Origin of the sequence: Corallococcus sp. NCSPR001, assembly GCF_017309135.1 — a bacterium.
In the GTDB taxonomy this organism is placed as follows: Bacteria; Myxococcota; Myxococcia; order Myxococcales; family Myxococcaceae; genus Corallococcus.
The window spans coordinates 6,225,849-6,250,487 of record NZ_JAFIMS010000002.1 but is presented as its reverse complement, the minus strand read 5'-3'; the positions used below and the strand labels follow the sequence as shown (position 1 = coordinate 6,250,487).

20 protein-coding genes are annotated in these 24,639 nt (G+C 67.3%); 11 read left to right on the top strand and 9 right to left on the bottom strand.

Annotated elements, in window-relative coordinates:
- Window position 1: 1 nt before the first annotated feature.
- Entirely contained in the window at window positions 2–601 is a 600-nt protein-coding gene (cglE, locus tag JYJ93_RS26935) for an adventurous gliding motility protein CglE (RefSeq protein ID WP_206800472.1), read from the top strand.
- A gap of 6 nt (window positions 602–607) precedes the next feature.
- On the opposite strand, the gene JYJ93_RS26930 is transcribed toward cglE, so the two are convergent.
- Together JYJ93_RS26930 and JYJ93_RS40850 are read right to left on the bottom strand one after the other, a co-directional pair.
- A complete protein-coding gene (locus tag JYJ93_RS26930; RefSeq protein WP_206796543.1) occupies window positions 608–1,300 on the bottom strand; it encodes an aspartate/glutamate racemase family protein in 693 nt (230 codons plus the stop codon).
- A complete protein-coding gene (locus JYJ93_RS40850) occupies window positions 1,297–2,121 on the bottom strand; it encodes a DUF6597 domain-containing transcriptional factor (RefSeq protein WP_206796541.1) in 825 nt (274 codons plus the stop codon). The genes JYJ93_RS26930 and JYJ93_RS40850 overlap by 4 nt, the downstream gene beginning before the upstream one ends.
- Window positions 2,122–2,257: 136 nt before the next feature.
- On the opposite strand from JYJ93_RS40850, the gene JYJ93_RS26920 reads away from it, so the two are divergent.
- Window positions 2,258–2,659: a DUF3224 domain-containing protein gene (locus JYJ93_RS26920; protein ID WP_206796539.1), complete on the top strand. Its 402-nt coding sequence runs from the start codon at window positions 2,258–2,260 to the stop codon at window positions 2,657–2,659.
- A gap of 96 nt (window positions 2,660–2,755) precedes the next feature.
- On the top strand, window positions 2,756–3,565 hold the full coding sequence (locus JYJ93_RS26915; RefSeq protein WP_206796537.1) for a hypothetical protein: 810 nt from the start codon (window positions 2,756–2,758) through the stop codon (window positions 3,563–3,565).
- Window positions 3,566–3,639: 74 nt separating this feature from the next.
- Here the strand turns inward: JYJ93_RS26915 and typA are convergent, their stop codons facing one another.
- The 3 genes from typA to JYJ93_RS26900 all read right to left on the bottom strand — a co-directional run bounded on the left by typA (window position 3,640) and on the right by JYJ93_RS26900 (window position 8,166).
- Window positions 3,640–5,490: a translational GTPase TypA gene (typA, locus tag JYJ93_RS26910; protein ID WP_206796536.1), complete on the bottom strand. Its 1,851-nt coding sequence runs from the start codon at window positions 5,488–5,490 to the stop codon at window positions 3,640–3,642.
- A gap of 166 nt (window positions 5,491–5,656) precedes the next feature.
- Window positions 5,657–6,580: an alpha/beta hydrolase gene (locus JYJ93_RS26905; RefSeq protein ID WP_206796534.1), complete on the bottom strand. Its 924-nt coding sequence runs from the start codon at window positions 6,578–6,580 to the stop codon at window positions 5,657–5,659.
- On the bottom strand, window positions 6,577–8,166 hold the full coding sequence (locus JYJ93_RS26900) for a sigma 54-interacting transcriptional regulator (RefSeq protein WP_206796533.1): 1,590 nt from the start codon (window positions 8,164–8,166) through the stop codon (window positions 6,577–6,579). Before JYJ93_RS26900 ends, JYJ93_RS26905 begins: the two co-directional genes overlap by 4 nt.
- Window positions 8,167–8,278: 112 nt before the next feature.
- Here JYJ93_RS26900 and JYJ93_RS26895 point away from each other — a divergent pair, with 112 nt between their 5' ends.
- From JYJ93_RS26895 to JYJ93_RS26875, 5 genes are all read left to right on the top strand, one after another.
- Window positions 8,279–9,286 carry a cation diffusion facilitator family transporter gene (locus JYJ93_RS26895; protein ID WP_206796530.1) on the top strand — a complete coding sequence of 336 codons (1,008 nt, stop codon included), beginning with the start codon at window positions 8,279–8,281 and terminating at the stop codon, window positions 9,284–9,286.
- A 45-nt stretch (window positions 9,287–9,331) separates the two neighbouring features.
- Window positions 9,332–10,387 (top strand): hypothetical protein, encoded by a 1,056-nt coding sequence (locus JYJ93_RS26890; protein WP_206796528.1) that lies wholly within the window; start codon window positions 9,332–9,334, stop codon window positions 10,385–10,387.
- 10 nt (window positions 10,388–10,397) lie between these two features.
- Window positions 10,398–10,955, top strand: coding sequence for a 16S rRNA (guanine(966)-N(2))-methyltransferase RsmD (gene rsmD, locus JYJ93_RS26885; protein ID WP_206796525.1), 558 nt, complete (start codon window positions 10,398–10,400; stop codon window positions 10,953–10,955).
- A gap of 47 nt (window positions 10,956–11,002) precedes the next feature.
- A complete protein-coding gene (gene coaD / locus JYJ93_RS26880; protein ID WP_014396068.1) occupies window positions 11,003–11,485 on the top strand; it encodes a pantetheine-phosphate adenylyltransferase in 483 nt (160 codons plus the stop codon).
- A gap of 81 nt (window positions 11,486–11,566) precedes the next feature.
- A complete protein-coding gene (locus JYJ93_RS26875; RefSeq protein WP_206796515.1) occupies window positions 11,567–12,760 on the top strand; it encodes a pyridoxal phosphate-dependent aminotransferase in 1,194 nt (397 codons plus the stop codon).
- A 64-nt stretch (window positions 12,761–12,824) separates the two neighbouring features.
- Here JYJ93_RS26875 and JYJ93_RS26870 read toward each other — a convergent pair whose 3' ends face one another.
- Window positions 12,825–13,586, bottom strand: a complete 762-nt coding sequence (locus JYJ93_RS26870; RefSeq protein ID WP_206796513.1) for a hypothetical protein — start codon at window positions 13,584–13,586, stop codon at window positions 12,825–12,827.
- A 141-nt stretch (window positions 13,587–13,727) separates the two neighbouring features.
- Here JYJ93_RS26870 and carB point away from each other — a divergent pair, with 141 nt between their 5' ends.
- The 3 genes from carB (at window position 13,728) to JYJ93_RS26855 (ending at window position 19,892) form a co-directional block, all read left to right on the top strand.
- Window positions 13,728–16,979 (top strand): carbamoyl-phosphate synthase large subunit, encoded by a 3,252-nt coding sequence (gene carB, locus JYJ93_RS26865; RefSeq protein WP_206796511.1) that lies wholly within the window; start codon window positions 13,728–13,730, stop codon window positions 16,977–16,979.
- 184 nt (window positions 16,980–17,163) lie between these two features.
- Window positions 17,164–17,718, top strand: a complete 555-nt coding sequence (locus JYJ93_RS26860; RefSeq protein WP_206796502.1) for a thrombospondin type 3 repeat-containing protein — start codon at window positions 17,164–17,166, stop codon at window positions 17,716–17,718.
- Between the two features lie 203 nt (window positions 17,719–17,921).
- Window positions 17,922–19,892 carry a rhomboid family intramembrane serine protease gene (locus JYJ93_RS26855; protein ID WP_242543938.1) on the top strand — a complete coding sequence of 657 codons (1,971 nt, stop codon included), beginning with the start codon at window positions 17,922–17,924 and terminating at the stop codon, window positions 19,890–19,892.
- A 426-nt stretch (window positions 19,893–20,318) separates the two neighbouring features.
- Here JYJ93_RS26855 and JYJ93_RS26850 read toward each other — a convergent pair whose 3' ends face one another.
- The 3 genes from JYJ93_RS26850 to JYJ93_RS26840 all read right to left on the bottom strand — a co-directional run bounded on the left by JYJ93_RS26850 (window position 20,319) and on the right by JYJ93_RS26840 (window position 24,553).
- Window positions 20,319–21,134 (bottom strand): hypothetical protein, encoded by an 816-nt coding sequence (locus JYJ93_RS26850; protein WP_206796483.1) that lies wholly within the window; start codon window positions 21,132–21,134, stop codon window positions 20,319–20,321.
- Between the two features lie 670 nt (window positions 21,135–21,804).
- Window positions 21,805–22,791 carry a hypothetical protein gene (locus JYJ93_RS26845; RefSeq protein ID WP_206796473.1) on the bottom strand — a complete coding sequence of 329 codons (987 nt, stop codon included), beginning with the start codon at window positions 22,789–22,791 and terminating at the stop codon, window positions 21,805–21,807.
- 16 nt (window positions 22,792–22,807) lie between these two features.
- Window positions 22,808–24,553, bottom strand: coding sequence for an alpha/beta fold hydrolase (locus tag JYJ93_RS26840; protein WP_206796470.1), 1,746 nt, complete (start codon window positions 24,551–24,553; stop codon window positions 22,808–22,810).
- Window positions 24,554–24,639 lie beyond the last annotated feature (86 nt).

The window sequence follows — 24,639 nt, the reverse complement described above, 5'->3', positions numbered from 1 at the left end:
CGTGAGGAAGTCGCTGCTGTTGGCCGCGCTCGCGCTGGCGACGCCGGCCCTGGGGGCCACGCCGCCGGAGGGTGTGCCGTTCGAGCCGCGCCGGGGGTTCTTCACCGAGACCGACCTCGGTGTGTTCTTCACGGTGGGCGGCGAGAACAGCTACTCCAACGCGCAGTCATACGTGCAGCTGGGCATCGGGTACGACCTGACGGAGCAGATTTCGCTGGGGGCCCACTTCGCGCTGGGCTCGTCCGCGCAGAACTGCTTCGCGGGCTATCTGCCGGACTCCAACGTCTGCGCCCTGTCGGACAACTTCACGGTGGCCTTCGGCGACCTGACGGCCGCGTACCACGTGCGGCTGGCCAACCGCTTCTACCTGACGCCCAAGGTGGCGGCGGGCTACACGCGCCTGGAGCCCCGGCCGGTGAATCCGGAAGACGGCGATCCGGGCCAGTCCATCAACGCTTTCAACGCGGGCCTGGGCGTGGGCGTGGAGTACGCGACGTCCTTCGACCACTTCTCCGTGGGCGCGGACCTGCTCGGCCGCTACATCATCGGGCCGAACATCATGTCGTTCGCGGTGTTCCCGCGCGTGAAGTACACGTTCTGAAGCGCGCTACGCGCCCAGGCAGAACGCGGCGGCCTTCAGGGTGTGGATGGCCGTGGTGTCGAACACCGGCACGGACGCGTCGCCGGGTTTGATCAGCAGGGTGATCTCCGTGCAGCCCAGGATGATGCCCTGGGCGCCCCGGCGGACCAGGCCCTCCATGATGCGCTGGTAGCGCTCCCGGGAGGCCGCCTTCACCTGGCCCAGGCACAGCTCCTGGTAGATGACGTCATGGACCTGCTGGCGCTCCTCGTCGGTGGGCACCAGGACCTCCAGGCCCGATTCGGCGAGCCTGCCTTTGTAGAAGTCCTGCTCCATCGTGTAGCGCGTCCCGAGCAGGCCCACGGTCTTCACGTGGGCGCGGAGGATCTCCTGCGCGGTCGCCTCCGCGATGTGCAGGAAGGGGATGCGGATGGCGGCGGTGAGCTCCGGCGCCAGCTTGTGCATGGTGTTGGTGCACAGCACCAGGGCCTCGGCCCCCGCGCGCTCCAGCGCCCGGGCGGCGTCGCACAGGATGCGGGCCGCGTCGTCCCACCGGCCGGCGCTCTGGGCGTGTTCAATCTCCTGGAAGTCCACGCTGTAGAGGACGACCTTCGCGGAGTGGTGGCCGCCCAGCTCCCGCTTCACGTGCTCGTTGATCCGCCGGTAGTACTCCGCCGTGGACTCCCAGCTCATGCCGCCCAGCAATCCAATCGTCTTCATGTGTGTCGTTCCCTCCCGTACCGGGCATAGCCGGCGGGCGTGCGGCCCACGATGCGCCGGAAGTCTCGGATGAAGTGCGCCTGATCGAAGTAGCCCAGCTCCAGCGCCAGCCGCGACAGCTCCGGAGGCGGCGTTTCGCGCAGCCGCTCCGCGGCCTCATGCAGGCGGTAGCGCTGGATGACCCACTTGGGGTTCACGCCCACGTAGCGGTTGAACAGCCGCTGCAGCGTGCGCAGCCCCGGGCCTCCGGGCGTGAGCAGGTCCTCCACCTTCGTCACCGCGCGGTCCTCCAGGATGCGCGTGACCAGCCCCTGCACGAGCGCCACGTTCGGATCCGGCGCGGGCTTGTGCTCCCGCAGGAAGGCCTCCGCCAGGGCGATGCGCTCACGGTCCGCGTCGCGTGTGACGTCGGTGGCGAGGATGGCTGCTTCCAGTTCCATCGCCTGGGGGCCCAGCAGCGGGCCCGGTGGGACGGTGCGCCGCGTGAGGGTGGACAGCGGCGTCCCCACGAAGGGGAAGAAGCCACCCGGCCGGAACTTGATGCTGAACACGCCGCCCAGGCCCTCCAGCGTGACGGAGAAGCGGCCCGGATTCACGCCGCCCACCCGTGACGTGCCGGCCTCGAAGGCCCAATGCACGGACGGGTGCGGCAGGGTCTGCTGGTGCACGGGTGGCTGTCCGCGCAGATCCCACCTCACGGCCCAGAAGTGTTCCACCCATGGACGCAGGTCCTCCGAGGGCAGCACGCGGACGTGCTCGAAGTGCCGGGAGTCCGGACGGGGATACAACACGCCCCGAGGCTTGCCCGCGTTCGACTCCACCCGCCTTGCCGCCTCCTGCCGGACGTCCGCGTCCTGACGTGTTTCTACAATCACATCCCGGGAGGCGCTGCTATTCGCGTGCGCCGTGCATGGACGCATGGCGCGTCCGCGCCCCTGACGTGGAGTGGCCTGGACCATGGATACCCCCGCGAAGATCCGTTTCTCGATGGCGAACTGGCAGGAGGACTTCTTCGGTGAAGGGGAGGGCGGCGTGAAGCTGTCGCGGACCACCTGCACGCGCGGCTTCCAGGGCGACTTCGAGGGGCAGGGCGTCCTGGCGTACCTGTCGGACTACCGCGCTGACGGGACGTGTCACTTCGTGGGCCTGGAGCGGGTGACGGGCACGCTCCTGGGACGGCAGGGCGCGTTCGTGCTGAACCACCGGGGCGTCTATGCGCACGACACGGCCACGTCCGACTGGGAGGTCGTTCCCGGCTCGGGCACGGGCGCGTTGGAGGGGCTGAGCGGCCACGGCAGCTTCGTGGCGAAGCATGGTGAGGACGTGCACGACATGGTGCTGCACTACCGCTTCGATTGACGCCGGACAGGTGCCCCGGCCCGGGGGGCGGATTCAGCTCCGACGGTCGTGTGCTCACCCTGAAAGTCACCCTCGCGTTTCTTTCCAGGTAAGCCCATGACCCCCGTTATCCGTTCCCACGCGCGTGTGTGGGTGGTGGTGCTGTCATTGCTGGCCGTCCCCGCCTTCGCGCAAGGCATCCCGGACCTGCCGTCCGCGGAGGCGTGCTGGGGCCAGCTGCCGGACGCGGACCATGACGGAGTGAGCGACAGCTGCGAGCTCCGGGTGGCCGCGGCGTTCATGCCCACGCTGTGGATTGCCCAGGGGGAGAAAGGCGTGGCGCGCCGGCCGTACTTCGCGGCGCGGCCGTTGAACTCCGCGCAGCGCACGCTGCGCATCTTCTACCTGTCCGCGTACTACGAGGACCACGGCATCCCCAGCCTGGGCATCTTCAACGTCTTCGCCCACGACGGGGACTCCGAGTTCCAGGTGCTGGACGTGCACCATGGAGACGACGGCCGCTGGTACCTGGACCAGGCCTTCCTGTCCGCGCACCTGGAGACGGCGTGCGACGCCTCGGGCTGGTACGGCTACGCGCAGCTCGAGTACGCGGGGGCGTACCGGGGCGCGCCGCGCATCTACGTGGCCGTGAACAAGCACGGCTCGTACAACACGAAGTCCGCCTGCGACCGGGGCTGCTACTTCACCGACAGCTGCTCCCAGGGCCGACAGGAGGCGTTGGATCCGGGCAACCAGCTCGCGGGCCGCAACGTGGGCTCCATCACCCTGCCGCTCATCAACGCCGTCACCGTCAACGGCCAGACGGAGCGGCTTTTGGACGACGTGGAGTTCAAGGGCTGGGACGACCAGGGGAACCGGAGCAACTCCACGCCGTACCGTGCCCGGCTCGTCCGCTTCGGCTTCTGAAGCCGGAACGAAGCAGGGGCCGCCACCCGCGAAGGTGACGGCCCCTGGAAGCCTCAGGCGTCTCGACGGAAGGGCTACTCCGCCTCGGCGCGCTCCTCGCGCTTGCGGTCGCGCTCGGCGCGGTAGCGCTCGCCGTGGGCCAGCGCCTTCTTGCGCATGCGGATGGACTTGGGCGTCACCTCGACGAGCTCGTCGTCGGCGATCCACTCCAGGGCCTTCTCCAGCCCCATCTCGCGCGGCGGGACGAGGATGACGTTCTCGTCGCGGCCGGCGGCGCGGATGTTGGTGAGCTTCTTCTCGCGGCAGCAGTTGACGTTGAGCTCGGACGGGTGCGAGTGCTCGCCGATGATCATGCCCTCGTACACGGTGGTGCCCGCGCCCACGAAGAGCTGACCGCGCTCCTGGATGCTGAACAGCGCGTACGGCACCGTGTCGCCCAGGCGGTCGGAGACCATGGCGCCGTTGGCGCGCTTGGGGATGTAGCCGAACCACGGCTCGAAGCCGTCGAACTGGCTGCTCATGATGCCTTCACCACGCGTGATGGTGAGGAACTCCGAGCGGAAGCCGATGAGGCCGCGCGCGGGGATGCGGAACTGGAGGCGGGTGCGGCCCGAGCCCAGCTGCGCCATGTCCGTCATGCGGCCCTTGCGGGGCCCCAGGCGCTCCGTCACCGCGCCCACGCTGTTCTCCGGCACGTCGCAGAAGAGCAGCTCCATGGGCTCGTGGACCTGGCCATCCACTTCCTTGGTGATGGGCTCCGGGTTGGAGGCGGTGAGCTCGTAGCCCTCGCGGCGCATGTTCTCGATGATGACCGCCAGCGCCAGTTCGCCACGGCCCACCACGCGGAACGCGTCCGGCGTCGCGGTGTCCTCCACGCGCACGGCCACGTTGCGGTAGGCCTCGCGGTACAGGCGCTCGCGCAGGTTGCGGGAGGTGACGTACTTGCCCTCCTTGCCCGCCAGCGGCCCGTCGTTGACCTTGAAGATCATCATCATCGTGGGCTCGTCCACGGTGATGCGCGGCAGCGCCACGGGCTTCTCGAAGTCCGCGATGGTGTCGCCGATGCTGATTTCCTCGATGCCCGCGATGGAGACGATCTCACCCGGGCCCGCGTCCGGGATCTCCTGGCGCTTCAGGCCGGAGAAGCCGAACAGCTTGACGATCTTGCCCTGCTGCACCTTGCCGCCCTCGCGGACGACGGACACGGGCATGTTCGGGGTGATGCGGCCCGCCTGCACGCGGCCCACCGCCAGACGGCCGACGTAGTCGTCGTAGTCCAGGTTGGCGACCAGCAACTGGAGCGTCGTCTGCTCCGCCGGAGGCGCGGGCGGGGGCGGGATGTGCTTGATGATGGCGTCGTACAGCGGCTCCAGCGTCTTGCCCGGCACTTCCAGCGACGTGGAGGCCTGACCCTGGCGCGCGACGGTGTAGAGGACCGGCATCTCCAACTGCTCCTCGTTCGCGCCCAGGTCGATGTAGAGCGAGTACACGAGGTCCAGCACGTCCTTGGCCCGGGCGTCCTGACGGTCGATCTTGTTGATGACCAGCACCGTCTTCAGGCCCATGGCCAGCGCCTTGCTGAGCACGAAGCGCGTCTGGGGCAGGGGACCTTCAGCGGCGTCCACCAGCAGGATGACGCCATCGACCAGGCGCAGACCGCGCTCCACCTCGCCACCGAAGTCGGCGTGGCCCGGCGTGTCGATGATGTTGATCTGCATCCCCTTGTAGGAGACGGCGGTGTTCTTCGCGAGGATGGTGATGCCCTTCTCGCGCTCGAGGTCGTTCGAGTCCATGACCCGCTCGGCCACGTGCTCGTTGGAGCGGAAGGTCCCCGCCTGCCGCAGCAGGTGGTCGACGAGGGTGGTCTTGCCGTGGTCAACGTGGGCGACAATGGCGACGTTGCGGATGTTTTCGCGAGAGATCATCAGGACCAACTAACGGAAATGAAGGTGCGAGGAGAGACGCCCAGAACGGGGTTTCTCAATCCCACCGGAACCCGGAAGGCGGGGGCTTATATGCCGGGGGCTTTCCACCTGCAATGAAGGCGGGTGTCCAGCAGGCAAACAATCAGGCCCCCCGCCAACTGGGCGCTTATCCCACCTTTGGGGGGACCTCGGCGGTTTCCACCCCCAGCCGCTCCCTCAGGAAGCGCTCCACCCGCAGCTCCACCAGCCCCGGGACTTCCAGTGGGGCGGTATGGGTGCCCTCGGAAATCATCAGGAGTTCAGAGGAGGGGATGCGCTCGGCCATCTTCCGGGACAGCCAGCCGGGGGTGAACCGGTCCTTCTCCCCGGCGACCACCAGGGTGGGGACGTCCACGTGGACCAGGTGGTCCTCGGCGGTGTGGTTGGCCAGCGAGTCCAGGGTGCGCACGAAGACGACGGGGTCCATCCGGGCCAGGTGCGTGAAGTAGGGGGCCAGGTCGTTTCGCGCGATGAGTTCCGGGTTCATCTCCAGGCGGATGGCCAGTTGGACCACCAGTTCCGTGGTCAGCGCCCCGTGCACGATGCGCGCGGTGTGCCGGGGGAAGCGCTCCACCGCGGCCCTCAAGGTCGGGAAGAGGCGCTTGAGCAGCGTGGAGTCATGGAAGGTGTCCAGCGGCATGCCGTAGCTGCCGCACACCAGCACCAGCCCCTCCACGCGCCGGGCGTAGCGGCGGTGGAACTCCAGCGCCACCTGGACGCCCATGGAGTGGCCGAAGAGGACGGCCTTGTCCATGCCCGCCGCGTCCATCACCCGCGCCATGTCGTCGCAGGTGTACGCCATGCCAATGCGCGTGCGGTCCGTGGGGACGGTGCTCTTGCCGTGGCCCCGGTAGTGCCAGCGCAGCACGCGGTGGCGCCGGCCCAGGTAGGGCAGCAGGTACTTCCACGCGAAGCCGTCACAGCCCAGGCCGTCGCAGAGGACCATGCCCGGGGCGCCGTCCCCCCGCACCTGGTAGTAGAGGTCCGCGCCGTCCGGCACCCGCAGCGAGTCCTGCCGGAAGGAGACCGCCTGTCCATGCGGTGCGCTCACGCCTCCACCTCGTCCGTGTCCAGTCCTTCGGGGATGCCCTTGTCCAGCCCGTAGCGGGAGATCTTCAAGAGCAGGTTGGAGCGGCTGATGCCCAGCTCCCGAGACAGCCGGCTCTTGTTGTAGCGGGTGCGCACCAGGCCCTGGTGGATCATCTCCTTCTCCAGGGACTCCACCGCCTCGTGCAGCTTTCCGTGCGCGCGCGGGGCGATGAAGGGCCCGCCGCCAGGGACCACCGCGTCGCGGATGCGGCTGGAGAGCAGCTCCGCGGGGATGGTCTCCAGCTCGCCGCCCAGCACGAGCAGCCGCTCGATTTCATTCTCCAGCTCGCGGATGTTCCCGGGCCACGCGTACGCGCCCAGGATGCCCAGGGCCTCCGGCGCCAGGCCCCGAGCGCGCTGGCCCTCGCGGTGGTGCTTGCGCAGGAAGTGGTCGATGAGCACGGGCAGGTCGTCCTTGCGCTCGCGCAGGGGCGGCAGCTGCAGGCGGATGACGTTGATGCGGTAGAAGAGGTCCTCGCGGAACTCGCCGCGCTTCACCAGTTCGCCCAGGTCCTTGTGGGTGGCGGCGATGACGCGCACGTCGACCTCGCGGGAGTGGGTGCCGCCCACGGGCAGGAAGGTGCCCTCCTGGAGCACGCGCAGCAGCTTCACCTGGAGGGCGGGGGACATGTCGCCCACCTCGTCCAGGAAGAAGGTGCCCTGGTCCGCGACCTCGAAGAGCCCCTTCTTGTCCTTGAGCGCGCCGGTGAAGGCGCCCCGGGTGTGCCCGAAGAGGGCGCTCTCCAGCAGGTTGTCGTTGAAGGCGGAGCAGTTCTGCACGACGAACGGCTTGTCCTTGCGCGGGCCGTTGTGGTGGATGGCGCGCGCCACCAGCTCCTTGCCCGTGCCGGACTCGCCGTTGATGAGGACGGTGGAGTCGGAGTGGGCCACCTTCTCCATCAGGCGGAACACTTCGTTCATGGCCCCGGAGCGGCCGATGATCTTCTCGAAGCGGTAGCGGTTGGACAGCTCGGAGGCCATGGACTGGATGGTCTCCTCCTTGCGCGTGAGCTCCACCTCCTGGTTGGCGATCTCCGTGACCGCGAACTCCAGGAGGTCCGACAGCTTGCTCAGCTCCGAGCCGTCCAGCACCGGCACGCGCTCCGCCGCGCCCTCCAGCTCCAGCATCGCCCCGGGCGCGATGTCGCGCATCTTGCTCAGCAGCACCTGGCCGTCGCCGGGCGTGAGCGGCTGCCGGGCGAAGCCCTCCACGAAGAGGAAGCCCTCGTACTCGTTGCGGATGTAGAGCGGCGCGCCCACGATGGACAGGCGCAGGTGGCAGTCGTGGAAGAGCGAGCGGCGCAGGTTCTTGGCGGCCTTGAACTTCTCGTGCAGCACCCGCACCGACTGGGCACACCGCCGCATCCCCTCCCGCGCCCCCAGCGAGTGGCGGCAGAAGTCGTTGGGCGGCGGGATGAAATCCCCGCGCTGCCAGTCGTGCACCACGCCGTTGCGATCCGCGAAGGAAAGCTCCACCTGCCACCACTTGCGGATGACATCCCTCAACATGACAATGGTGTGCAGATTCTGATGCTTCTCGAAGTCCATCCCCGCGTCCCTCGGCCTGTTGCGGATCAGGACAACGGATCTACGGGGTTGTCCGAAATCAATCCAGCGGCACCTGTCCGATAATGGCGCTGATCGCGTACCCTGGTTCCCTGTGAGCGCACCCCCACATACACACGGCAGGGCCGGACACGGTCATTCGCACGACCATGACCATGACCACTCGCACCATGGGCATTCGCACGGCCATGGGCACGGCCATTCGCACGGGCCCCGCAAGGGCGGGCTGGCGGAGGAGCGGCGCAAGGACCGGCGGCGGCTCCTGTTCGCGCTGGGGCTGACGGCGACCATCATGGTGGCGGAGGCGGTGGGCGGCTTCCTCACCAACTCGCTGGCGCTGCTCTCCGACGCCGGGCACATGCTGACGGACGTGTCGGCCATGGTCCTGAGCCTGCTGGCGCTGTGGTTCGCAGGGCGGCCCGCGGACCTGAAGAAGACCTACGGCTACTACCGGATGGAGATCCTGAGCGCGCTCCTCAACGGGGTGCTGCTGCTGGTCATCACCATCTTCATCCTGCTGGAGGCCTGGCAGCGCATGCGCACGCCCGCTCCGGTGGAGCTGGGGCCCATGGCGCTGGTGGCGGGCATTGGCCTCGTCGCGAACCTGGCGGCGCTGGGCTTCCTGCACCAGACGCACTCCATGAACGTGCGCGGCGCGTTCCTGCACGTGCTGGGGGACACGCTGTCGTCGGTGGGCGTGCTGATTGGCGCGGGCATCATGTGGTGGACCGGGTGGTACGTCGTGGACCCCATCATCTCCGTGCTCATTTCAATGATCATCGTCGTGGGCGCGCTGCGGCTGGTGAAGGACGCGGTGGACGTGCTGCTGGAGGCGGTGCCCGCGCACGTGGACCTGGAGCAGGTGAGAGCGCTCATGGCGAAGGTGCCGGGCGTGCAGGCGGTGCACGACCTGCACGTGTGGACCATCTCCAGCGGGATGTACGCGCTGTCCGCGCACCTGGTGGTGGCGGACCCCATGGTCTGCAACAACGACGACATCCTGTCCGCCGTGAAGCACGACCTCTTCGACCGCTTCGGCATCGACCACACGACCATCCAGATCGAGAGCCAGTCGTACGCCCACCTGGGCGAGGTGCACTGACGTCCTTGCGAAAGGGGCGCGGGGCGGAGATTCTCGCCGGCTCCTATGAGCGTGCTGGACAAGGTGTTGTCGCTGCGGCCGGGCAACGTGGTGGCGCGGGTGGGCCCGGGCTCCCGGGTGCCCCTGTTGGATCCACGGGAGCTGCTTGGGGCGCTGGAGTCCACGCCCATGGCGCTGCCGTGCCTGCCGGTGCTGTCCAAGGGCGCGCTGCCGGGCCTGTTGGGCGCGGCCCGCGCGGAGGACTCGGTGCTGGGCCTCTCTTGCCCGCACCCCCTGGCGGACCGGGGCGCGCCGGAGCGCTTCGTGCTGGCGGTACACGCGGCGGCGCAGGAGGCCGGGCACACCCGGCCCCTGTTCCTCCAGGCCGGCCCCCTGCGCGTCACCTCCACGGACGCGGACGTGCTGGACGCGCTCCAGGACGGCATCTTCCGCGTGGTGGACGCGGGCTTCGCGCTGGTGTCGTTGGACCTGTCGCGCCTCACCTCCTACGAGGCCGTGGAGGCGGTGAACGCGCTGGTGGGCCCGCTCAAGGAGCGCGAGCTGTCGCTGGAGGTGTCCCCGCCCCAACTGTCCGCGGGCGGCCTGGTGGACGCGTGCGCGACGCTACTGGAGGGGCTTGCGCAGTGGCAGGTCCCGCCGCGCTTCCTCCGCGTGTCGGACGCGCAGCTGGGCCATGGCGAGCCAGGCACGGAGCTGGACGTGGAGCTCTTGCGCCAGGTGGTGGAGACGGCCGCGGGCAAGGGCGTGGCGGTGGCCGTGGCGGAGGCCTCCACCGGGCCTTCGGGGGGACTGTCCAGCTACGTGGCCGCGGGCGTGCGCAAGGTGGACCGGGGAGGGCCTTTCGGTCCGCTCACCCTGCGCGCCTGGCCTCCGGAGGTGCGCGAGCCGGTGGTGGCGCGCGCCCAGGCGGCGGGCATGCCGGCCGGGGAGCTGCTCTCCGTGCTGGAGGAGGGGCTGCCGCCGCTGACGCCCGCCGCCCGCGAGACGCTGGAGGCGCTGTCCTTCGCGGAGGCCACGGAGGCGCTGGGGGCGCTGGGGGCGCACCGCTCCGCGTCGGTGGCCATGGCGTTCCTCGCGAAGCCGGACGGGGACCTGGGATAGAAGGGCGCGCATGCGCATCGTTGCAGGCAGCGCGAAGGGCCGGGCCCTGACGGGGCCCAAGCCGTCGTCCGGACACATCCGCCCCACGGCGGACCGCGTCCGTGAAACCATCTTCAACATGCTGGGCCAGTTCCTGGACGGCCAGGCCGTGTTGGATCTGTACGCGGGCACCGGCGCCCTGGGGCTGGAGGCCCTGTCGCGGGGCGCGGGGCGGCTGGTGCTGGTGGACCAGGACCGCGAGGCCCTGGCCCTGTGCCGCAAGAACACCGACGCGCTGGGCTTCACCGCCCAGGTGTCCATCCTGGCGCAACCCGTGGTCCGCGCGCTGGAGACGCTGGGCAAGCAGGGGGCGAAGTTCGAGCTCGTCTTCGCGGATCCGCCCTACGCGGCGCGCGTGGTGGAGACGGTGCTGGAGGCGGTGGTGGCGGCGGGCGTGGTGACGCCGGGCGGCACGGTGATGGTGGAGCACGACAAGCGGGAGGCGGCCCCGGAGGCCCACTCGGGGCTGACCCTGGAGGACCAGCGCCGCTTCGGGGACACCCTGGTGAGCTTCTACCGGGCTCCGTGACGTGCGCTTGACCGGCCCCGTGGGGCCGCCGAGACTTCAACGCACCCATGCCGGTCGCCATCTATCCTGGTTCGTTTGATCCGCTCACCAACGGGCACCTGAGCCTCATCCAGCGCAGCCTGAAGATGTTCGACCGGCTCATCGTCGCCATCGCGGTGAATCCGAAGAAGACGCCCCTCTTCAGCCAGGAGGAGCGCATCGAGCTCATCCGCGAGGCGGTGAACGACCCCCGCGTGGAGGTGGACGCCTTCCACGGGCTGCTCGTGGACTACGTGCACCAGCGCAACGTGAGCGTCGTCATCCGCGGCCTGCGCGCGGTGTCGGACTTCGAATACGAGTTCCAACTGGCGAACATGAACCGCAAGCTGGCGCCGGACATCGACACCGTCTTCATGATGACGGGCGAGGACTACTTCTACATCTCCTCGCAGCTCGTCCGCGAGGTCGCGACCTTCGGGGGGAACGTGGACGGGCTCGTGCCGCCAAACGTCAACGCGGGGCTGAAGAAGAAGTTCGGCCCGAAACCCTAGGGTCGTTCTCTAGGGGCATCCGGCCCTCGCGGCGTGCGAGCGGGCTTGTCCGCTTCGGGAGTTCCGCGCTAGGCAAGGCGCATGAAACTCGCCCGCCGGCTGCAAGCCATCAAGCCCTCCGCCACCCTGGCCCTCAATGCCCGCGCCAAGGCGCTCGCCGCGAGCGGCAAGGACGTGGTGGTGCTCGCCGCCGGTGAGCCGGATTTCGACACGCCGGAGTTCGTGAAGCAGGCGGCCATCGACGCGCTGCGCACGGGCTTCACCAAGTACACCGCCACCGCGGGCATGCCGGAGCTGCGCGAGGCCGTCTGCCGCAAGCTGGAGAAGGACAACGGCCTGAAGTACGCGCCGGATCAGGTGGTGGTGACAGCGGGCGGCAAGCAGTCGCTCTACAACTGCTTCCAGGCGCTGCTGGATGAAGGCGATGAAGTCATCGTCTTCGCGCCGTACTGGGTGAGCTACCCGGACATGGTGCACCTGGCGGGCGGCACGCCGGTCATCGTCCCCACGCGCGAGGAGGACGGCTACGCGCCGGACCCCGCCGCCATCAAGAAGGCGCTCACCCCGCGCACGCGCGCCATCATCCTCAACAGCCCGGCCAACCCCACGGGCGCGGTGTACTCGCGCGCCACACTGGAGGGCATCGCGGACGCGGTGCGCGGCCACGACTGCATCATCGTCACCGACGACATGTACGAGAAGCTCCTCTACACGGGGGAGCCGTTCCTCAACCTGGGCAACGTGGCGCCGGACCTGGTGCCGCGGCTGCTGGTGTCCAACGGCCTGTCCAAGTCCCACGCGATGACGGGCTGGCGGCTGGGCTACGCGGCGGGCCCCAAGGCGCTCATCTCCGGCATGCAGCTGGTGCAGGACCAGTCCACGTCCAACGCGTCCTCCATCACGCAGAAGGCGGCGCTGGCGGCGCTCAACGGCCCCTCGGACACCATCACCGCGATGGTGAACGAGTACCGCGCGCGCCGTGACCTGTTCGTCGCGGGGCTCAACGCCATCCCGGGCATCCGCTGCCGGCTGCCGGAGGGCGCCTTCTACGCGATGGCGGACGTGCGTGGGCTCCTGGGCAGGACGTACCAGGGCAAGCCGCTGACGGACTCGCTCCAGCTCTCCGAGGCGCTGCTCAACGACTTCCTGGTCGCGGCCGTGCCGGGGGATCCGTTCGGCGCGCCGGGCTACATCCGCATGAGCTTCGTCACCTCGCGCGAGGTGCTGCAGAAGGGCCTGACGCGCCTGCGGGACTTCGTCGCGGCGCTGAGCTGAGCGCGGGCGCGGTCTGGGAGGACGGTGGCCCCGGTGGGAACGCCGGGCGCACCGGGGCGTCTCTTCAGTCCGTGTACGCGAAGGCGTGCCAGGTCAGGTCCGGGCTGCCGCGGAAGAGGAAGATGGCCGCGTGGCCGGAGAGGTTGCCCACCGCGGCCCAGGTGTCCTTGAGCGCGCGCGGATCCAGTCCCAGGCGCGCGGGCGGCTTGCCGTACTTCTTCTCCATCTCCGCGATGGGCAGCACTTCGATGTCGTAGAGGGTGATGAGGTCCGTGCGCCGCGCGCGCAGCTGCTTCACCCACGCCTGCACCAATTCGTCAGGCGTGTTGAAGCGCTTGTCCTCCAGCTGGAACGGGAAGATGAGCTCCGTGGACGCGGTGCGCACATCCCCCGTCAGCAGGCTCTGGAAGAGGAAGCGCGCCTCGTTGTGGATCACCGAGCGGGCGATGCCCTCGGGCGACAGGTCCTCCTCGGTGGGGCGCGCGGCTTCGCGGCCCGGGCCCAGATGGACGGTGCCCGCGGTGGAGGGCGTGGGCGGCGTGGGCGGGCGCGCCGTGGGGGGCACGGGCGCGGCGGCCGGGGGCGTGGCGGCGGCCTGCGGAGGCTTGCGAGCGGCCGGGGGGGGAGCCGCCGCCGGAGGCTGGGCCGCGGCGGGCGCCGGAGTGGTCTCGGCGGGGGCAGGCGTCGGCGCCGGGGTGGGCGCGGCGGGAGCAGGCGTCGGCGCCGGGGTGGGCTCGGCGGGGGCGGGCGTGGCGGCGGGAGCGGTGTCCTGGGCGAGGGCGGGCGCGGAGAGAAGGACCAGCAGGGCCAGGGGCCAGCGACGCATGAAACCTCCGGAGGGAAGCGCGGCAGCGTAGCAGAGGACGCCGGAGCAGGTCCCCGAGCGAGCGGCCAATCGGACAGGTCCTTCGCATGCCACAACGCACCGCGTGCATGTGGGGGCGGACGTTGGTATGGGGGGCGCCCGATGCCCAAGCGTACCGATATCCGGAAGGTTCTCGTGATTGGCTCGGGCCCGATTGTCATCGGGCAGGCCGTCGAGTTCGACTACTCAGGCACCCAGGCGATCAAGGCGCTTCGGGACGAGGGCGTGGAGGTGGTGCTGCTCAACAGCAACCCCGCCACGGTGATGACGGACCCAGAGTTCGCGCACCGCACCTACATTGAACCCATCACCGTGGAGGCGGCGGAGAAGATCCTCGCCGCCGAGCGCCCGGACTCCCTGCTGCCGACCATGGGCGGGCAGACGGCGCTGAACCTGGCCAAGGCGCTCGCGGAGAAGGGCATCCTGGAGAAGTACGGGGTGCGGCTCATCGGCGCGTCCCTGGAGGCCATCAACAAGGCCGAGGACCGCCAGCTCTTCAAGGCGGCCATGCAGAAGATCGGCGTGGCGCTGCCCAAGAGCGGCTACGCGACGACGCTCACGGACGCCATGGCGCTGGTGGAGGAGATCGGCTTCCCGGCCATCATCCGCCCGTCCTTCACGCTGGGCGGCACGGGCGGCGGCATCGCGTACAACCGCGAGGAGTTCGAGGCCATCTGCCGCTCGGGCCTCAAGGCGAGCCCCACCTCCACCATCCTCGTGGAGGAGAGCGTGCTCGGCTGGAAGGAGTACGAGCTGGAGGTGGTCCGCGACTCCGCGGACAACGTCATCATCATCTGCTCCATCGAGAACCTGGATCCGATGGGCGTGCACACCGGTGACTCCATCACCGTGGCGCCGGCGCAGACGCTGACGGACCGCGAGTACCAGCGCATGCGGCAGGCGTCGCTGGCCGTCATCCGCGAGATCGGCGTCGACACGGGCGGCTCCAACATCCAGTTCGGCATCCACCCGCGCGACGGCCGCATGGTCGTCATTGAAATGAACCCGCGCGTGTCGCGCTCCAGCGCGCTGGCGTCCAAGGCGACGGGCTACCCCATCGCGAAGGTCGCCGCGAAGCTGGCGCTGGGCTACACGCTGGATGAATTGCGCAACGACATCACCCGCGACACGCCGGCCTCCTTCGAGCCGACGCTGGACTACGTGGTGGTGAAGGTGCCGCGCTTCAACTTCGAGAAGTTCCCCAAGGCGGACCGCACGCTGACCACGAGCATGCGCTCGGTGGGCGAGGTGATGGCCATTGGCCGCACCTTCCCCGAGGCGTACATGAAGGCGCTGCGCTCCATGGAGCTGGGGCGCGTGGGCCTGGAGTCGCCGGAGCTGCCCACGGAGAAGGAGGAGCGGGAGAAGGTCCTGCACGAGGGCCTGCGCGTGCCCCGTCCGGAGCGCCCGTGGTTCGTGGCGCAGGCCTTCCGCGAGGGCATGACGGTGGAGCAGGTGCACCAGCTCTCCGCCATCGACCCGTGGTTCCTGCGGCACATCGAGGCGCTGGTGCGCGAGGCGCAGGCGCTGGCGGACATTGGCCGTCTGGACCACCTGGCGGACGACGTGCTCCGTCAGGCCAAGGCGCACGGCTTCTCCGACAAGTACCTGGGCAACCTGATGGGCTACCCGGAGGCGGAGGTGCGGGCGCACCGGCACGCGCGCGGCATCCGACCGGTGTTCAAGCGGGTGGACACCTGCGCCGCGGAGTTCGAGGCGTACACGCCCTACCTCTACTCCACCTACGAGGAGGAGGACGAGGCGCCCCCCACGGACCGGCAGAAGGTGCTGATCCTTGGCAGCGGTCCCATCCGCATCGGCCAGGGCATCGAGTTCGACTACGCGTGCGTGCACGCGGCCTTCGCGCTGCGCGAGGCCGGGTACGAGACGGTGATGGTCAACTGCAACCCGGAGACGGTGTCCACGGACTACGACACGTCCGACCGCCTCTACTTCGAGCCGCTCACGATTGAAGACGTGCTGGAGGTGTCCCAGCGCGAGAAGCCGGTGGGCGCCATCGTGCAGTTCGGCGGGCAGACGCCGCTGCGCCTGAGCGTGCCGCTGGAGCAGGCGGGGCTGCCCATCCTGGGCACGTCGCCGGACGCCATCGACCGGGCGGAGGACCGCGAGAAGTTCGCGAAGCTGATTGAGAAGCTGGGCCTGAAGCAGCCGGAGAACGGCGTCGCGCGCAGCCACGCGGAGGCCTTCAAGGTGGCCGAGCGCATTGGCTACCCGGTGATGGTGCGCCCGTCGTACGTGCTGGGCGGCCGGGCGATGGAGACGGTCTACGACGCGGCCAGCCTGGAGCGCTACATGCGCGAGGCGGTGAGCGCGTCGCCGGAGCACCCGGTGCTCATTGACCGCTTCCTGAAGGACGCGATTGAAGTGGACCTGGACCTGGTGGCGGACCGCACCGGGCAGGTGCTGATTGGCGGCGTGCTGGAGCACATCCAGGAGGCGGGCGTGCACTCGGGTGACGCGGCGGCGACGCTGCCTCCGCACTCGCTGTCTCCGGACTTGGTGGAGCGGATGAAGGACCAGGCCATCTCCATGGCGCGCGAGCTGGGCGTGGTGGGCCTGATGAACGTGCAGTTCGCCATCCAGGGGAAGAACATCTACATCCTGGAGGTGAACCCGCGCGCCAGCCGCACGGTGCCGTTCATCTCCAAGGCGACGGGCGTCCCGATGGCGAAGATCGCCGCGCTCTGCATGGTGGGCAAGACGCTGAAGGAGCTGGACCGCACGGAGGAGCCGGAGTTCCGGCACGTGGCGGTGAAGGAGAGCGTCTTCCCGTTCGCGCGCTTCGCGGGCGTGGACGTCATCCTCGGCCCGGAGATGAAGTCCACGGGTGAAGTGATGGGCCTGGCGGAGGACTACGCGTCCGCGTTCGCGAAGAGCCAGTTGGCGGCGGGCGTGAAGCTGCCCAAGAGCGGCCGGGTGTTCATCTCCGTGAAGGACGACGACAAGCCGGCGGTGGTGGACCTGGCGAAGCGCCTGCGGTCGATGGGCTTCACCCTGACGGCGACGGCGGGCACGCACGACTACCTGCTGACGAAGGGCATCGAGTCGCAGCGGGTGCAGAAGGTGAAGGAGGGCCGGCCGAACATCGTCGACAAGATCGTCGACGGGGAGATCGTCCTGGTCATCAACACCACCTTCGGCAAGCAGGAGATCGCGGACAGCTTCTCCATCCGCCGTGAGGCGCTGATGCACTCGGTGCCGTACTACACGACGGTGCAGGCGGCGCGCATGGCGGTGGGCGCGCTGGAGTCGCTGAAGCGCTCGGACCTCGCGGTGAAGCCGCTGCAGGGCTACCTGTACGGCGAGATCGGCGTGCCCCCGGCGCGGCGGTAGGCTTGTGTGGACTCGCGGCCCCTGGGAGACTGGGGGCCGCCGGGCCTGGCACCTGGAGCGCAATGACGTGAGTCACTCCACCTCACGATTCGTGCCCCCAGGCCTGAGAGGATGGCTCCTCCTCGGATGCATGGTCACTGCATGCGCGGAGCGGACGGTCGTCTCTCAGGGGCGTACGGCGGGAATGCCTGTCGACCGCAAGCAATCCCTCCCGGATGTGGATCATGACGGGGACGGCCTGGGCGTCCGCGAGGACAACTGTCAGCTTGTCTTCAACCCGGAACAGCAGGACCGTGATGGAGACCACATCGGAGACGCGTGCGATCCGAACCTCGTTTATGCGGATGCGCGGCTCGTGGCATCCCTGGCGCCGTCCTCCGTCCTCGTGAACGAGGAGCTCCGGCTGTCGGCGACGGTCACCAACACAGGCAACCTCCCCGCGACGGGCCTCTCCGTTCGGGTGATCTTGCCCGAGGCCATGACCCTGCTCCGAAGCACGGATGGAACAGGTCTGCCGTGTCACGTCTCCGGACTGCGCATCAATTGCGCGATGCCAGCGATTGTAGGGACTGCCTCCGCGAGCATCGCGCTCGTGCTGAAGCCGACCGAGGCCGGGGACCATTCTGTCTTCGTTGTCGCGGACCTGCCGGGAGATCCGACCCTGGATGACTGCATGGCGACGTTGAGCGCAACCGCCAGCGAGAGCGCCGTACCGCCGTCGCGGAGTCACAGTCCGTGAGCGGTGCGCCGGGAGCCATGTGAGTTGCTCGACATGGCTGTTTTCACGAAATTGAAGATAAGTCCTGTTGGGTGCGCCGGCTGAAGGCCTGCGCCCTGGCGTGCTATGTCCATGCGCGAGTCGCATGGGTGGGGGGCCCCGCCCGCCGAGGTGAGGCTTCCGTCATGGTGTTCCTGCTCCCGCTTGGAGTGGAGGGTGCGACGTTGGACCGTCGCCCCTGGGTCTCCGTCTCCATCGCCGCCATCTGTGCCGTGGCCTTCTTCATCACCTGGGTGGTTCCCGCGAACCCGGGCGGGGTAGGGGAAGGCGAGCTTCGCGAGCTGATCCAGGAGACGCTCGCGCATCCAGAGCTGGAGTTCCCTCAGGGCTGCAACGCGCTGCTCAGTGAGCACGGCAAGGCGCTCCTGGCCCGGCTGAAGGAGGAGGCGGAGGTTCCGGCCGGAGGCGTGGATGTGAATGCGCTCCAGGCGCGGCTCGACGCGCACTGTACGAGCGTCCTGGAGGCGAGGGATTCCGGCTTGCTCCACCGACTGGGGCTCGTGCCCGCGCGCGGCCTGCTGCAGTGGGGATGGCTGACGTACATGTTCCTGCACCTCGGGTGGATGCACCTGCTGGGGAACCTGCTGTTCTTCTACGTCGTGGGGTTGCTGCTCGAGGACGCCTGGGGCCGGCCGCTGTTCGCTGCCTTCTACGGGGTGGGAGGCCTGGTGGCGGGGATTGCCCACTTCGCGCTCGACACGCAATCCCAGACATTGATGGTCGGTGCCTCCGGAGCGGTGGCGGCGTGCATGGGCGCTTTCTGTCTGCGTTTCGCCACGCGCAGGGTTCGCGTGGGCTACCTCTTCTGGTTCCTGAAGATCTGGCGGGGCACGTTCGGTGTGCCGGGCTGGCTGTGGGCGGGCCTCTGGTTTGGCAACCAGGTGTTCGACTTCATGGTCCTGGGTACCAACACGGGCGTCGCGGTGATGGCGCACATTGGCGGGTTCGTCTTCGGCTTCGTCGCGGCCAGCGCGCTGCGAGTGACACGCCTGGAGGAGCGCTTCGTCGCACCTGCCATCGCCGCTCGGGAGGGGGGCTGGGTGGCGGACCCGCGCATGGTGGAGGCGCAGAGCGCGCTGGACACCGGTGACCGGGAGAAGGCACGAGCGACCTTCCAGCGCATCCTGGCGGACCATCCGGACAACACCGAGGCGCTGCTCTCCCTGGGGCGGATGGAGCTGGAGGACGGCCGGGTGCCTTCCGGCTCCGCGAGGGTGGAGAAGGCGCTGCAACTCCTGGTCGGACATGACCTCCCCGAACCCCTCTGGAACGTGGTGGACCAGATGGGGGAGCTGTTCCCGGTGGACCGGCTGCGCCCCGGTGTCGCCTGGCGCGTGGCGCAGGGCATGGACCAGGAGGGGGCTCCTGCCACGGCGCTCGGGATGGCCGAGTCGCTCTACGCCGCGGCCGGCAAGGGCACGGGCCCCATGGCGGTGCGCGCCCTGGTCCGCGCCGCGGAGCTGCGGCTGGCGCGCCGTGACGCTCCGGAGAAAGCGGTGGAGTACCTGACCCGGGCGAAGCCGCTGGCGACAGGGGATGCCGCGGCCTTGGCGGAGCGGATCGGCGAGCTGGAGGTGGAAGCGGAGCGGATGCAGGCGCGGATGAAGGACCGGGGGATCGCCCTGGACACGGAGTCCTCCACGCCAAGGACCCGCGCCGTCGCTGCGCTGGCGCCCGAGTCGCCCGGGGGCCCCACGCTGCCCCCGCGAATCATCCCCTGTCGCATCCTGGGACTGACCGACAAGGCCCTGATGGTGGAGTCCCAGGGAGGCCAGCGCCGGTCGCTGGCCGTCACGGAGGTCATGGCGGTGGCCGTGGGGATGCTGCCCATCGCCGGGCCCGAAGGGGCGGCCCCAAGGCAGACGGTGCTCACCGACCTGGTGGTGTCCTGGGGGGACCCGCAGCGCGGGCCGACCGTGCTGCGCGTCCCGGCCGCCGGGCTCGGGCTGCCGGAGCGCTATCCCGGCCTGGCGCCGCGAGAGGCCTACGCGCGCTTCCTGTCAGCGCTGCTGGAGCACTCCAGCGCCAACGCCCTGCCAGACGCGCCCACGCTGGCCGAGGGCCGCTATCCCCGCTTCGCCACCGAGGGCGAGTTCACGGCGCACTACTACGGTCAGGTGGCCGCGGCGGCTTGAAGTTAGGGATCGGCAAGGCCATGGATGTGGCGGTGGTGGAGCTGCAGGGGGGCGAGCGGTTCGGAGTCGCGCAGGGTTCGCGGGTGGTCGCAATCCGGTGGGACGTGCTCCCCTGGCGCTTGGTGCTCGCCTTGGACTCGCCCCTCAGCGAGGCACCCGGCACGGAGCTCCGAAGGGTCTGGCTGTGCTTCCACGGGCTGGGGCGGTGACCTGGCCCTTCCAGGAGGCACGAGTCCCGACGGGCTGCTGGATCGTCGTTGAGTTCCCCATGGGAACGACCTCCACGGTGCTGCCCGTGGCGCGACCGGGACCAAGTACTGAGGAGAATGGCTGTGGATTGTAGGAAGTCCACAATGCCCAATACTTGGTCGTCGTTTGCCTTCGCCGCAATCCGGATTTTTGTTTCGACTGATGTTGTTGGCGAGGCTACTTGAAGAGCTCGAAATTCGCAATATCGGACCCAATCATTCCGCCATTGCCGCCATGTGCTCGCGCGTTTTTGTATGGCTTTTTGTAGTGGCGAATCCATTGCTGGAGCGGCGATTCTGACTCTGGCTCTGGCGCCGGATTCATTGCTTCTTTGATTGGTGATTTAAATTCCTTGCTCGTAATTATAATGTCTGGCGAGTTGTATGCGGCGGATACTGTCTCGCATAAATACATAAAGCGCGTGGTCTTGTCTGCGCCACCGATCTGGCCTTTTTCGTAGTACATGGATTGTATCGATTTCGATGTGGTTTTTTTGGGAACAGGTGGCGGATTGAGTGAGTGCTCTTTCTGCCATGGCTTCAGTATGTTGGCCCTCATCAGGTTGAGTAGCCTGTTGGTTTCTCTCGCTACCGCCTCGATGGCAACCTGCATTATTCGAAGTCGATGGCTGATGTGGATTGCGATTCTTGAATTCTCGGGGATGCTGACCACTCTTCGTGGTGTAATTATCGTTTTTGGCGTTGAGCTTAATTGGCTCTGTATTATGTCGACGTGGCCGTATTTTAGCGCTGTGTCAAAGACCTGCATTTGTGCCGGACCAAAAGAGCCGTCGGTCAGATCGAGTTGTTCTTGGATTTGATCTGCAAGTTGAATGTCGGCGAGTTCGTTTAGTATTATTGCGGCTATGAGTTTTTTGGGAATCTTGTTTTTGATGGAGCTTTCTGTGAGTTGATTGTCGTAGTTTGAGATTTTTCCCTGATACCAGGATTTCCTTTCTCTGTCGCTCATGCCGAAGAGTGTGTCCGTGTCCATTCGTTCTACACTTACTTTGGGTGGCTTGAATTTTACTCTTCCTGCCTTTTCGTCCTCTAGTGTGAATTTACAGTGTGGGTCTGTGGTTTTCATGTTTTTCTGTGTTCGTTGGTTGTGTTTTCCAAATCTTGAGGGCGATTGTGCGCTGGTCTTTGTTCTAATTGCATTCGGAGTCCCAGCAAGGTGTTGGCGAAGATTCGCTACGGTTTTTGGATGGCGTTCATGTGGGCATGTGAGTCAACTGCGGTCTTGAAAAGGTATGGGCTGGTGTTAAGAATGTTCCCAGCGGATCTGGTAAGTCTTCGTCAGTCGAGACCCTGTTGGTGGAGACGGCACTGCCCTGGCATCTGAATGGCCAAAGCTGCAGTAATACTAACTCGGCACGCCCGTCCCCGTTGGGTTCACAAGTATTATCCATCGCTTGTGCCTCCCAGGACTTAGCCCTAGATCATGAGCGCAGCCTCCGCCGTTGGCTCTCCTCGCAGGTGCAGTGTCAGTGGTCCCTCCTCTGCGCCTCGTAGCTAGCCACAAAAAAGGCAAATTTTCCACGCCTGGAGGCTCCAGCGATAATCTGCACAGCGAGCTTATTCCGACCTTGAGCAATAGGAGGCTGTTCTCCAGTTCGCACATGCGCGGTGGCGAGTACTCACGCGAATGAATTGCTGATGGCTCACCAACTTCCGCTGGCGCCGCCACCGCCGGAGTTGCCGCCACCGAAGCCCTTGAACGTGGTATCCGAAAGCGGCTGGCTCTTCAGCGCGGGGTGGAGGTCCAGCAGATGCTGGACCCACTTCTTGGCGGAGAGCTCCTGTGCGCTTTTGAATTCCACCTTCCGGCGATAGACGCCCCGCCATTCAGGTTGGGTTTCCCAGAGGACGGCGCCGTCATCCGAGCCATAGGCCTTGGGATGGACCACATTCAGACGGAAGCCCTTGGAGTGGACATAGTTCGCGAGGAGGATGCTCCAGAGGGAGATGATGGTCTTCCGGATGTCGATGACGACCCCTGGATCCACCTCCATGAGCTTATACAAGAGCAGCGAGGAGCGCTCGACCGCGGAGGACTCCAGGTAGAAGACCGGGGTAGGGCTACCACTGTATGCCGTGAACTTGCCGCCCTCTACCTTGCCGACCTGGAGGCTTGCTCCGTTCCACCCCGGCATCCCCGGCTGCAAGAGCCCGAAGACCCAGGACCGGCGACCCGCGAGGAAATGGTACGCATTGTATTGAATCAAGGCGTGGAGCAATGTGCCCGGCATCCACTGCAGTATCTTTTCCGCGCCCTCTGGGAAGTTGCGCTTGAGCGTCTGCGCGGCGAACCCCTTGTTGGGATCCTGCCAGAGGACGTGGACCCAATCGCTGTGGAAGTCAGGCAGGTTGATGCCCAGCGCCGCGAGCTTGACGTCGAGCAGGAAGCGAAGCGTCCGGGTGCGCTCGAACTGCCGGGTCGACCAGGCGACGCTCGCCTGGTTCTCCTGCATGTTCTTGCCAAGGCCATTGAAGAACGTGGGGAAGTCCTTGATGAATTCTCCCACGAGTAACGGAAGCTGCTTCTGCGGATCGCCCTGAAGTCCGGGGACGCTGAAGTGGATCCGGAACTGATTCACATGAAAGTTGCCACTGCCCCTGGCGATCTTGAGATCCGTGAAGTCCATCATCCACCTCCTGGCGGGTTTACCGTGGACCCGGAGAGCGCTGTGCCGGGCCTCTTTCCAGGCTCCTCTGGTCGATAAGGGGGAGCCTCCTGGCCACATAGGTGTTGTCGCGGTCCATGGTCAGCCGATCTGGTTGAAGCATCTTCACATCGAACTTTGGAGGAGGAAGATGCAGCGACTTGATGGCAAGGCCTTGCATTCCCCCCACTTCATCGAGCGCGACCTTCAGCGTCACAAGCGGAGGAAGGAGCGTGCGAGCGAGTTTGGGCAGGGGAGAGTCGTAAGACAGAAGCTCCTTCATGAGAGACGTGGCCGGTGTCTTCATGAGCGCGCCGATCTGCTTCATCACCGACTGGTAGAGGCCCGGGATGTTGAGCACCCCCAGCCGCTTCTTCCGCATCTCCTCCACGATGGGGCTTTGGATGTTGTCGTTGGACTGGGGGCCCACCGTGAGCCGGGTGCGTTTGGTGGTCCCGTTGGGGCCCAGCAAACGCTGGCTGTGGAGCGCCCCAAGCGCTCCTCCCACGCTTTGGGCGGCCTTGGCGTCCCCTCCGGCCCAGGCGATTGTCGCCGCGGCGAACAATTGCAGGATGTTGGAGGTCTTGAGCACCGTTGGGAACAGGTCCCTCTTGACGGCGATTCTGAAGACGAGGGTCAGCACGTCGGTGAGGAGCTCATCCACCTTGCGCAGAGAGCCGTCCTTGAGAAGCCTTCGCAGTTCCGCCGTGGCGGCCCCCTCCAGGATTGTGGCGTTGCCTGCAAGCAACGTCTCGCCCGCGAGTGAGACGACATCTCCCTGGGTGAGATAGTGAGTCGCCAGCGGACCCTTGGGCGCCTTGAGGCGATTCGCCGTTTTCCTGTCGACGCCGGGTGAGTTGAAGGTCACCACCTGGAGAACCGAGTCCCCGAAGTCGACCGCCACCCGCTGCGCCATGGCGCCGCCCAGGCTGTGACCGACGACAACGATGTCCTTCCGGCCAATGCGCGTCAGCAGTGTCTGGAAGAGCGTGCGGGCCTGCTTGAAGGCAGTGGCGCCAACCCCTGCGGGGTCCATGTCCGCGACCGCATCGGGTGCCTTCTCGAACTCGGTGCCGCGGACCGCGATGATGGGATGGTTTCCACGGGATGGCTGCAGCCAGTAGGCGAACACACCATGGGTCTTGTTATGAGGGTCGCTGCCCTCCATCTGGACGATGGTGTAGTAGAGGGGCTGGGTGCCCGGCTTCTTGGAGTAGGGGCGTTTGGTTGAGACCGCATAGGTCGCCGGGAACTTCAGCTCCGGCAGTCCCCAGAGCTCCGGCGTTTCAGCGCGATACAGGAACCTCTCGCCACCCTGTGTGCCGCCGCCCTGGTTGTTCAAGTAGGAGAAATCATGGGCCAGGTACTCGTAGAACGCATGGTCGGGCGTGAAGTCCTCGGCCCATGGCTCGGGTGGAGCCTTGGGCATGACGATGGGCCGTGTGGCGACCCGGGTGTTGTCCTGGCGGATGTGCTGAGTCTGGATCCGCAGTGCGTTCAGATCAATGCGAAGCGCATTGGAGGAAGCCGCGTGTGTCTTTGCCGCTCCTGGGCCGGACGCGACCGCCAGCACGTTGGATGTCGGGATATAGACCTTGTCACCCGGCTTGATGTGGTCGGGATTGGGCCGAGTCTTCCGGAGCGCGGCGTTTCGAGGGTCTTTGTAGACGACGCGCCAGTCCGCGATCCGGTAGGACGCGGCGATGCTGTACAGCGACTCTCCGACCTTGACGACATGCTGGGTCATGACACCCGCTCCTGCAGAGTGCAGCTGGATGGATTGATGGGAGCTCTCCAACCGGCCCATGGGCTTCCCTCCATGGGCCGGGATTC

Coding starts and splice junctions, on each gene's coding strand:
- rsmD (WP_206796525.1), top strand. CDS start 10,398: ATGCGCATCGTTGCAGGCAGCGCGAAGGGCCGGGCCCTGACGGGGCCC.
- JYJ93_RS26860 (WP_206796502.1), top strand. CDS start 17,164: ATGCCTGTCGACCGCAAGCAATCCCTCCCGGATGTGGATCATGACGGG.
- JYJ93_RS26890 (WP_206796528.1), top strand. CDS start 9,332: ATGAGCGTGCTGGACAAGGTGTTGTCGCTGCGGCCGGGCAACGTGGTG.
- typA (WP_206796536.1), bottom strand. CDS start 5,490: ATGATCTCTCGCGAAAACATCCGCAACGTCGCCATTGTCGCCCACGTT.
- JYJ93_RS26920 (WP_206796539.1), top strand. CDS start 2,258: ATGGATACCCCCGCGAAGATCCGTTTCTCGATGGCGAACTGGCAGGAG.
- JYJ93_RS26875 (WP_206796515.1), top strand. CDS start 11,567: ATGAAACTCGCCCGCCGGCTGCAAGCCATCAAGCCCTCCGCCACCCTG.
- carB (WP_206796511.1), top strand. CDS start 13,728: ATGCCCAAGCGTACCGATATCCGGAAGGTTCTCGTGATTGGCTCGGGC.
- JYJ93_RS26870 (WP_206796513.1), bottom strand. CDS start 13,586: ATGCGTCGCTGGCCCCTGGCCCTGCTGGTCCTTCTCTCCGCGCCCGCC.
- JYJ93_RS26850 (WP_206796483.1), bottom strand. CDS start 21,134: ATGGACACGGACACACTCTTCGGCATGAGCGACAGAGAAAGGAAATCC.
- JYJ93_RS26915 (WP_206796537.1), top strand. CDS start 2,756: ATGACCCCCGTTATCCGTTCCCACGCGCGTGTGTGGGTGGTGGTGCTG.
- coaD (WP_014396068.1), top strand. CDS start 11,003: ATGCCGGTCGCCATCTATCCTGGTTCGTTTGATCCGCTCACCAACGGG.
- JYJ93_RS26900 (WP_206796533.1), bottom strand. CDS start 8,166: ATGGACTTCGAGAAGCATCAGAATCTGCACACCATTGTCATGTTGAGG.
- JYJ93_RS26840 (WP_206796470.1), bottom strand. CDS start 24,553: ATGACCCAGCATGTCGTCAAGGTCGGAGAGTCGCTGTACAGCATCGCC.
- JYJ93_RS26845 (WP_206796473.1), bottom strand. CDS start 22,791: ATGATGGACTTCACGGATCTCAAGATCGCCAGGGGCAGTGGCAACTTT.
- JYJ93_RS26930 (WP_206796543.1), bottom strand. CDS start 1,300: ATGAAGACGATTGGATTGCTGGGCGGCATGAGCTGGGAGTCCACGGCG.